Source organism: Candidatus Methylomirabilota bacterium (genome assembly GCA_036005065.1).
In the GTDB taxonomy this organism is placed as follows: domain Bacteria; phylum Methylomirabilota; class Methylomirabilia; order Rokubacteriales; family DASRDR01; genus DASYQW01.
In genome coordinates, this window is the sequence record DASYQW010000089.1 from 20,572 (window position 1) to 28,569 (window position 7,998).

General features: G+C 71.1%; 9 protein-coding genes. 5 read left to right on the forward strand and 4 right to left on the reverse strand.

Annotated features, from left to right (window positions below; all coding sequences use genetic code 11):
• Nucleotides 1–112: 112 nt before the first annotated feature.
• Nucleotides 113–895, forward strand: coding sequence for an SDR family oxidoreductase (locus VGW35_06790; protein HEV8307360.1), 783 nt, complete (start codon nucleotides 113–115; stop codon nucleotides 893–895).
• Nucleotides 896–929: 34 nt separating this feature from the next.
• The gene (locus tag VGW35_06795) at nucleotides 930–1,244 is read left to right on the forward strand and encodes a BON domain-containing protein (GenBank protein ID HEV8307361.1); all 315 of its coding nucleotides are present in this window, start codon (nucleotides 930–932) and stop codon (nucleotides 1,242–1,244) included.
• A gap of 306 nt (nucleotides 1,245–1,550) precedes the next feature.
• Here VGW35_06795 and VGW35_06800 read toward each other — a convergent pair whose 3' ends face one another.
• The 3 genes from VGW35_06800 to VGW35_06810 form a co-directional block, all read right to left on the reverse strand.
• On the reverse strand, nucleotides 1,551–1,859 hold the full coding sequence (locus VGW35_06800) for a hypothetical protein (GenBank protein HEV8307362.1): 309 nt from the start codon (nucleotides 1,857–1,859) through the stop codon (nucleotides 1,551–1,553).
• 223 nt (nucleotides 1,860–2,082) lie between these two features.
• Nucleotides 2,083–3,066, reverse strand: a complete 984-nt coding sequence (locus VGW35_06805; protein ID HEV8307363.1) for a peptidyl-alpha-hydroxyglycine alpha-amidating lyase family protein — start codon at nucleotides 3,064–3,066, stop codon at nucleotides 2,083–2,085.
• Between the two features lie 293 nt (nucleotides 3,067–3,359).
• On the reverse strand, nucleotides 3,360–3,950 hold the full coding sequence (locus VGW35_06810; protein ID HEV8307364.1) for an HD-GYP domain-containing protein: 591 nt from the start codon (nucleotides 3,948–3,950) through the stop codon (nucleotides 3,360–3,362).
• A gap of 204 nt (nucleotides 3,951–4,154) precedes the next feature.
• Between VGW35_06810 and rpiB the strand changes: the two genes are divergently transcribed.
• The 3 genes from rpiB to VGW35_06825 all read left to right on the forward strand — a co-directional run bounded on the left by rpiB (nucleotide 4,155) and on the right by VGW35_06825 (nucleotide 6,399).
• Nucleotides 4,155–4,613, forward strand: a complete 459-nt coding sequence (gene rpiB, locus VGW35_06815; protein HEV8307365.1) for a ribose 5-phosphate isomerase B — start codon at nucleotides 4,155–4,157, stop codon at nucleotides 4,611–4,613.
• A gap of 211 nt (nucleotides 4,614–4,824) precedes the next feature.
• Nucleotides 4,825–5,316 (forward strand): transcriptional regulator NrdR, encoded by a 492-nt coding sequence (gene nrdR / locus VGW35_06820; protein ID HEV8307366.1) that lies wholly within the window; start codon nucleotides 4,825–4,827, stop codon nucleotides 5,314–5,316.
• Between the two features lie 111 nt (nucleotides 5,317–5,427).
• Nucleotides 5,428–6,399: a D-2-hydroxyacid dehydrogenase family protein gene (locus VGW35_06825; GenBank protein HEV8307367.1), complete on the forward strand. Its 972-nt coding sequence runs from the start codon at nucleotides 5,428–5,430 to the stop codon at nucleotides 6,397–6,399.
• Nucleotides 6,400–6,512: 113 nt separating this feature from the next.
• Here the strand turns inward: VGW35_06825 and VGW35_06830 are convergent, their stop codons facing one another.
• Nucleotides 6,513–7,484, reverse strand: a complete 972-nt coding sequence (locus VGW35_06830; protein HEV8307368.1) for a DMT family transporter — start codon at nucleotides 7,482–7,484, stop codon at nucleotides 6,513–6,515.
• Nucleotides 7,485–7,998: the final 514 nt, after the last annotated feature.

Here is a 7,998-nt window from a genome sequence, read left to right on the forward strand (position 1 = left end):
AAGGCGACCGCGACTGCAGGCGACCGCGACTGCCGGGCCGAGGGTTCCGGCTCTCGACCCGCGCCGCGCCGGGTGATAGTATCCATCGCCACGGAGCGGGAGGAGGGTGGGCATGCGAGTCGCCGGCAAGCGGGCGCTCATCACGGGAGGCGGCACCGGGATCGGGAGGGCGACCGCCGAATTGTTCGCGCGCGAGGGCGCGCGCGTGATGGTGTCGGGCCGGCGGCGGGCCGAGCTCGAGGAGACGGTGCGCCTCGTGGAAAAGGGCGGGGGCACCGCCGCTCTGGTGCCGGGCGACGTCTCGCGCCCGGCGGACGCCGAGCGCATGGTCCGGGAGACGGTCGGCGCCTTCGGCGGCGTCGACATCCTGGTCAACAACGCGGGCATCCTGGTACGCAACGCCTCGGTGACCGATGTCGCCATCGAGGACTGGGACCGCGTGATCGGCGTCGATCTCACCGGGGTCTTCCTCGTCTCGCGGTTCGCGCTCCTCGAGATGGTGCGGGCGGGCGGAGGAGGGGCCATCGTCAACGTCTCCTCGGTGGCCGGGATCGTCGGCGACCCGAAGCTCGCGCCCTACAATGCCGCCAAGGGTGGGGTGAACCTGCTGACCAAGAACATGGCCCTCGACTATGCACCCCACGGGATCCGCGTGAACGCCGTCTGCCCCGGCCGGGTGGCGACGCCGATGCCGATGAGCCGCCTCAAGCCGGGGGACGACTGGGAAACCCTCCTGGCCCGGTGGGGGAAGAACATCCCGCTCGGGCGCGTGGGGCGCCCCGAGGACATCGCCCGGGCGATCCTCTTTCTGGCCTCGGAGGAATCCTCCTGGATCACCGGAACCGAGCTGGTGATCGACGGGGGCGCGACGATCACCCACCCGCCGATCGGCTGAGCCTCCGCGTCCCGAACCCGATGGAGGGCATGACATGCACGAACCCTGGCACTTCCTTACCGCCAGCGTGATGGCCGCGCTCCTGATGCTCACGGCCTGCGCCGAATTCCGGAGCCAGTTCCAGGAGAGCCCTGAGGACCAGCAGATCACTCGGGCTGTCCAGGCGGCCCTGGCGGCCGACACGACGCCGACGCTCAGCCAGGTGAACGTCAGCACGACCCGAGGACGCGTGATGCTCACGGGCTGGGCGCGCGCCGCGGCAGCCGAGCGAGCCCGGCAGATCGCTCGGAGCGTGGCGGGCGTCCGCGGCGTGGTGGACTTCATCAACGTCCCGGAACGCATCGAGTGACCCGCCGCACTCCGGGCTGGATGAGCAACGCGCGCCGAGGCGCCGCCGGCCTCGGCTCGAAGCGCCCGGGCTACCGCGGATAATTCATGAGGCTCGCGCGGCGCGGGCGGGTGGCGCGGCGAACGGGTGCCCGCCGCGCCCGGAGCGGCGACTTACACCGCCGAGGGCGTCCCGCGCGCGATGCTCCGGACGGCCGCATTCATCGCCACGCTTCGCCGCGAGGACGCGGTGGGCTGTTCGCCGCGACAGGCCCCACCCGCTCGCGGGCCTTCACGGATGATCCGGGCTAGCCTCTCTCGTCGTCTTTCAGTCTACTCGCCGGTCGGGTGCGGAGCGGACCGCTTCGGCGACCGCCCGCTGGGCGGCCTGGAGCGCGGCATCGGCATTGCCGAAGACCACCACGGCCACCCCACCGGCGTGGCGCCGGAGCGCGACCATGCCGGCCGGCGTGCGCAGCCGCACGTCGCGCCATTCGTCCGGCGGCGGCGCCTCCGCCGGCCGCAAGGCGTTGTCGACCATGGCCACCGTGCTCGGCAGTCCGGCGGCGGCGAGCGCGTCGAGGACCGGGCCGAGCGGACACGGCCCCGGCCGGGGGACGACGATCTCGAGCCCCACGAGGCCCATCTTACCCTGGCGGGCCGCGCCGGAGATCCTTCGGTGGGGGGCGCTCACTCTCAGGCCGGCCCCGCCGCTGGATGCGTGCCGAGGGGGACCGCGGGACGGGACCAGTAGGCCGGAGTCTCGGACAGGCGCGCCGCCGGCCTGACGTGGCGGAGCCGGCCGAACGGCGAGTCGGCATCGCTGAGCAGCGCTTCGAGGGTGGCCGGAGCGGACGCCTTCAGCGCGCGAGCGTGAACTTCTGGAAGGTGTGGCAGCCGTCGGGGACGAGCCCGCGGCTCACGGCGAAGGTCCAGGTCACCTCGCTCACGTAGATGTCGCCCTTCGAGTCCACCGCGATGCCGTGGGGTGCGGCAAAGCTGCCGGGGGCGGCGGCATCGGCGCTGCCCCACCGCGCGAGCACGCCGCCCCGCGCATCGTAGACGCTGACGCGACCGTATTTCGCCTCCGTGGTGGGCCCGTGGCGGCGGGACGTCTGGCCCGGGTGCCACCACAGCTCGGAGACGAATGCGCGACCCTGGGCGTCGAAGACGAGGTGGGTCGGGCGCTGCGTGTCGGTCCACTCGGTGAGGTACTCGCCGTCCGGACTGAAGATCTGGATGCGGTCGTTCTCCCGGTCGCAGACGAAGACGCGACCGTCCGCGGCAACCGCGATGCCGTGCGGCAGGTAGAACTCGCCGGGGCCCGTGCCGGGCACGCCCCATGACCGCTTCAGCTCGCCGGTCGGCGAGAAGCGGTGCACACGGCAGTTGCCGTAGCCGTCCGAGACGTAGAGGTCGCCCCTGGGCCCGACGGCGAGGTTCGTCGGGCGATTGAACGGACCGCCGGGCTGCTTGATCGTCATGTAATCCTTGCCGTCGTAGCCCGTGTCGGACCTCGTGTTCAGCGTCCCCAGGGTCATCAAGAGCTTGCCGCCGGGCGTGAACTGCCGCACGGTGTGGTTCCCGTCGTCCGTGCAGTAGATCGTCCCATCGGGGCCGACGGTGATGCCGTGCGTCCGGTAGGTGAAGAGCCCCTCGCCCCAGGAGCCCAGGAAGTTGCCCTCGCGGTCGTAGACGATGACCGGGTGATCGCCGCGGCAGATCAGAAAGACGCGATCCTGACCGTCCACCGCCACCCCCGCGACGTCGCGATGCACGTATCCGGGCGGCAGCTGCTCCCAGCCCTCGACGACCTTGTATCTCGACGCTTCGGCCTGTGTCATCGCTGATCTCCTATAGTCGGAGCCGGGCTCTCGGCGGTGAGCGGCGCGGCGCGGCGGCCGATGGTGAGCAAGACAGGGAGCCAGACGATCCCGGGCATGGCCGTAGGCTATGAGGCGACAGCGGCGCTGTCAAGCCGAGTCTCAGCCCGCGTTGGGTCTTCAACACCAGCCGGTTACAACCGGACGGCTACGAACGAGCTGGAGCATGGTGGGGGGCCAATGGTGGTCCGTTCCGCGAAGGGCATGGAGCGCGGGGGCAGGGAGCCCGGGAGAGTCCTTCGCGTCCGGAGGAGTCAGGCCCGCCGGGCGAGCTCGGCCAGCCGGGCGCGGGGGATGGCGGCGAACGCCGCCACGACGTCGGGATCGAACTGGCTTCCGGCGCTACGAAGAAGCTCGCAGAGGGCGACCACCGGAGACCGCGCCGGCTGATAGGGCCGATCGGTTGTGACTGCGTCGAACACGTCGGCGACCGAAACCACCCGCGCCGCGAGCGGGATCGCCTTTCCCGCCAGGCCCTCCGGATACCCCGCGCCGTCGTACCACTCGTGGTGGCTGCGCACCACGTCGGCCTCCGCGGCGAGGAACCCGAGGTCCGCCAGCATCCGCGCCCCGGCCTCCGGGTGACCCTTGATGTCGGCGTACTCGGCCTCCGTCAACGGCGCCGGCTTCTGAAGGATCGCGTCCGGCAGCGCGAGCTTCCCGATGTCGTGGAGCAGACCGGCCCGGCGGCACACCGCCACCTCCGGGGGCGAGAGCCGCAGCGCCTGGGCGAGCTCCGCGGCGTAGAGCGACACGCGCATCGAGTGGCTCTCGAGGTGCACATCCCGGTCCTCGAGCGCGGCGACGAAGGGGGCGAGGGTTTCCGTGCGAGTCAGCATCTTCATGGACCCAACATCCGTCGAGCGACCGGGTACCGTCAATTCGGCATCTCTGCTAAGAGGAATCCGCCGGCCCCGGAAGGGCCCCGCCACGCCGGGATCCGGCCGATCGTGAGCCGAGCCCGGCCCGGGCATGCCCCAGACCTGGGGTCCCTTGACACCCGGAGGCCCCAACAGTAGGGTGGGGTGGGGCTCCCGCCCCCATACCGCATGATCGCACTCGGGGCCGATCACGCCGGCTGGCAGCTCAAGGAGGAGATCAAGGCCTGGCTCCTCGACAAGAACGTCGAGGTCCTCGACTTCGGCACCTACTCGCCCGATGCGGTCGACTACCCCGACTACGCCGCCCAGGTGGCGGAGGCGGTGGCGGCCGGCAAGGCGGACCGCGGCATCCTGGTCTGCGGGACGGGCATCGGGATGTCCATGACCGCCAACAAGGTACCCGGCGCGCGCGCGGCCTTCTGCCCCGACCTCTTCACGGCACGCATGAGCCGAGCCCACAACGACGCCAACGTGCTGACCCTCGGGGGCCGGCTGACGGGCCGGGAGCTGGCGCTCGAGATCGTCGAGATGTGGCTCCGGACGGAATTCGAGGGGGGACGCCACAGCCGGCGGGTCGGCAAGATTGCGGAGCTGGAGCAGCGACACGCCGCCAGAGGGGAGGCCTAGGAGTGTGTCGGGATAACCCGGCGCTGACCGCCGAGCACCTGGTGCATCGAGGAGCGCTCCGAGCGGCGGCTTCGCCGCCGCCACGACGGGGGGGCATCGGGGGGGGTCTTCCGAGACCCCCCCGAAGTGACCTAGAGCATGTCATGGCCGGCTGAGGTCGACCCCCAAGTGGCGAAGGCGTCACCGTGACCGAGTCGGGAGGGCCCACGCCATGAAATGCCCGTTCTGTGGCCACAGCGAGGATCGGGTCGTCGACTCGCGGGTCGGGCGCGACGGCGAGTTCATCCGGCGCCGGCGCGAGTGCCTGAAGTGCCAGCGACGCTACACCACCTACGAGTACATCGAGGACGTGCTTCCGATGGTCGTCAAGCGCGACGGCCGCCGGGAGCCGTTCGACCGGGCCAAGCTCCGCAACTCGATCCTCAAGGCGTGCGAGAAGCGCTCCGTGGGCGTCCAGGCGGTCGACAACGTCGTGGCCGACGTGGAGGCCAAGCTCCACGAGCGGGCCGAGAAGGAGGTCTCGAGCCTCGAGCTGGGCGAGCTGGTGATGAGCCACCTCCAGCGGCTGGACCAGGTGGCCTATGTCCGCTTCGCGTCCGTCTACCGGCAATTCAAGGACATCGCCCAGTTCATGGACGAGGTGAAGGGCCTCATCAAGGGGCGAGAGGCCGCCAAGAAGCGGCCCGGCAAGGCGCGGGTCTGACCTCGGAGGGGGGCTTCGTCCCCCTTCCGAACCTCCCCCAGGAACTTGCGCGGGCGAAGCCTGCGCAGGGAGCGCCTCGGCAAGCAGCGTGAGGCCGAACCGAGCGTTGCGGTGTCAGTGATCGTCGTGCCGGACGACTACGACCGGGCGTACGTCGCGAGCCCGCACCTCGATCGGCTCCGGGTCCGCGGCGAGGTGCGGATCTACACCGATTCACCCGGCGACGAAGCGGAGCTCCGGTCGCGCCTCGCCCCGGCGCGGGTCCTGATCCCGATCCGCGAGCGCACGCCGGTCACCGCGGCCCTCCTGACCGCCCTCCCCGAGCTCCGGCTGATCTCCATGACCGGCACCGGCGTCTCCAGCATCGACGTGGCCGCCGCCACGGCCCGGGGCGTCCTCGTCACGAATACCCCGGCCATGTCCGTGCCCGCCGTCGCCGAGCTCACCTTCGGCCTCGCGCTGGCCGTCTTCCGCCGCATCCCGGCCATCGATGGCTGGATCCGACACGGCGCCTGGCCTCAGGACCTCGGTCGCGAGCTCGCTGGCAAGCGGCTCGGCCTGGTGGGATTCGGGGCGATCGGGCACCGGGTGGCCGAGCTGGGCCGGGCCTTCGGCATGACGGTGGCCGCCTGGAGTCGGCGCCTGACCGACGACGCGGCGCGGGCGGCCGGGGTGATCCCGCTCGCGCTGCCCGAGCTCATGGCGACTTCGGACGTGGTGTCGATCCACGTCCGTTCGACCCCCGAGACGCGCGGGCTCGTGAGCCGGGAGCTGATCGAGCGGATGAAACCGAGCGCGGTCTTCATCAACACGGCGCGGGCCGCGGTCGTCGACGAGGACGCGCTCCACGCGGCGCTGGCCGCGGGCCGCATCGCCGGGGCGGGCCTCGACGTCTTCGGCGAGGAGCCCCTCCCGACGGACCACCGCTGGGCGACGCTTCCCAGCGTCGTGCTGACGTCGCACCGCGGCTGGACGACCCGGGAGACGCTCGACCGCTTCATGGCGGAGGCGGTGGAGAACGTCCTCGCCTACCTGGACGGCCGGGCCCGCCACGTCGTCAACCCCGAGGCCCTCCGCTCCTAGTTCTCTCGGGGGGGTCTCGGAAGACCCCCCCCGATGCCCCCCCTCGGTTGCGGCGGCAGAGCCGCCGCTCGGAGCGCAGCTCGACGCTGCGCGCGCTCGGGCAAGCTGCCGGGTTACTCCGACACACTCCTCGGGCCGGCGCCGGGGCCGACGGGGCGCTCCGAGACCCCGAGCGCCTGACGAGGGGCCGGCTTCCGGGTGGCGAGGAGGACGCCGGCAATGACGATGAGCGCCCCCATCACGTGGATCCACGTCACCGGCTCGTCGAGGAAGAGCCACGACAGGGCCAGAACTTCGAAGGGGAGGAGGTTGACGGTGAGGGCCGCGACGGGGGCCGGGACTACCCGGATGCCCCAGTAGAACCAGATGTGGGACAGGGTGACCGGGACCGCCGCGTAGAGGATCGCGAGGATCGTGCCCGGCCCCAGGGCCGGCACGGTGGTCCAGGGCCGCTCGACGAGGGCCATCGGCACCAGGAGCACCGCGGAAACGAGGTACGACCCGGTGGTCACGACGGTCGGCGCGAACCGGCGCGCCACCTGCCGCGCGTAGACCGAGTAGACGGCGAAGAAGCCCTGGCCGGCCAGGATCAGGACGTCGCCGGGATACAGGTCGAGATCGAGAAGCGCTCGCAGGGAGCCCCGCGTGACGGTCAGGATCACTCCGACCGACGACAGCACGATGCCCGCGACGTTGGCGGGTGTGAGCCGCTCTCGCAGCCAGGTGGCCGAGAGAATCGCGACGAAGATGGGTCCGGTGGCGCCGACGATCGCCGCGTTCACGGCGAGGGTGCGGGCCAGCCCGTAGTACCAGAGGGTCGTGTTACAGACCAGGCCCGTCACCGCCAGGATCACGAAAGACTGGAGGTCGGCGACGCCGGCCAGCGGCCAGGTCGGGTAGCTCAGGCGCACGTACCAGAGAAGGAGGACCGAGGCCAGCAGCGCCCGGAGAGCCGTGAGGGTGATGGGGCCGATCACCTGGAGGGCGAGCTTGCCCGCCATGAAGTTTCCCGCCCAGATGAGGCTGATGAGCAACAGGAGCCCGTAGGCCTCGTGCTCCTGGAGCTCGCGCTCTGCCGTGGTCATCCTTTCCTCGCCGAGAAGCGCGGAGGCCCCGGCAGGGCGGGGCCTCCGAGGCCAAACGGAGGTGACCGCGCGCTACTTCTTCTTCTTGGCGGCCTTCTTCTTCGCCACTCGGCCTCACCCCCTTTCCGCGGCGGCCTCGGAGCCTCTCGAGGCGGCCCGCTCGGAACTGGCGCCTCGCGCTATTGCGGCGAAGGTAGGGCAGGCCCGAACGGCTGTCAAGTGAAAAATGCAACCGGCGGGGTGAAGCGGCCGTCGGCTCCCCCACATCTTGTGGTTGACCGCGCCGCTCCCCGCGGCCGCCGTCCGCAATCTGCAGCCCGACGTTGACACGCTGGCGCCCCGATGCTAGGGTGAGGCGCATCCCTCGCATCGTATCTCGCAGCTCACGCACTCATATTCCAGCGGAGGTCGGGATGAAGCGACAGGTCCGGAAGATCGTGTTCGTCGAACCGAAGTCGACCCACCTCCACGTGTACAGCCGCGTCTGCATTCCCCGGCTCGGCTCCGTGCTCCT

What these genes read in the sequence shown, in the direction of transcription:
- VGW35_06790 (HEV8307360.1), top strand. Translation starts at nt 113, where the DNA reads ATGCGAGTCGCCGGCAAGCGGGCGCTCATCACGGGAGGCGGCACCGGG.
- VGW35_06795 (HEV8307361.1), top strand. Translation starts at nt 930, where the DNA reads ATGCACGAACCCTGGCACTTCCTTACCGCCAGCGTGATGGCCGCGCTC.
- VGW35_06805 (HEV8307363.1), bottom strand. Translation starts at nt 3,066, where the DNA reads ATGACACAGGCCGAAGCGTCGAGATACAAGGTCGTCGAGGGCTGGGAG.
- VGW35_06810 (HEV8307364.1), bottom strand. Translation starts at nt 3,950, where the DNA reads ATGAAGATGCTGACTCGCACGGAAACCCTCGCCCCCTTCGTCGCCGCG.
- rpiB (HEV8307365.1), top strand. Translation starts at nt 4,155, where the DNA reads ATGATCGCACTCGGGGCCGATCACGCCGGCTGGCAGCTCAAGGAGGAG.
- nrdR (HEV8307366.1), top strand. Translation starts at nt 4,825, where the DNA reads ATGAAATGCCCGTTCTGTGGCCACAGCGAGGATCGGGTCGTCGACTCG.
- VGW35_06830 (HEV8307368.1), bottom strand. Translation starts at nt 7,484, where the DNA reads ATGACCACGGCAGAGCGCGAGCTCCAGGAGCACGAGGCCTACGGGCTC.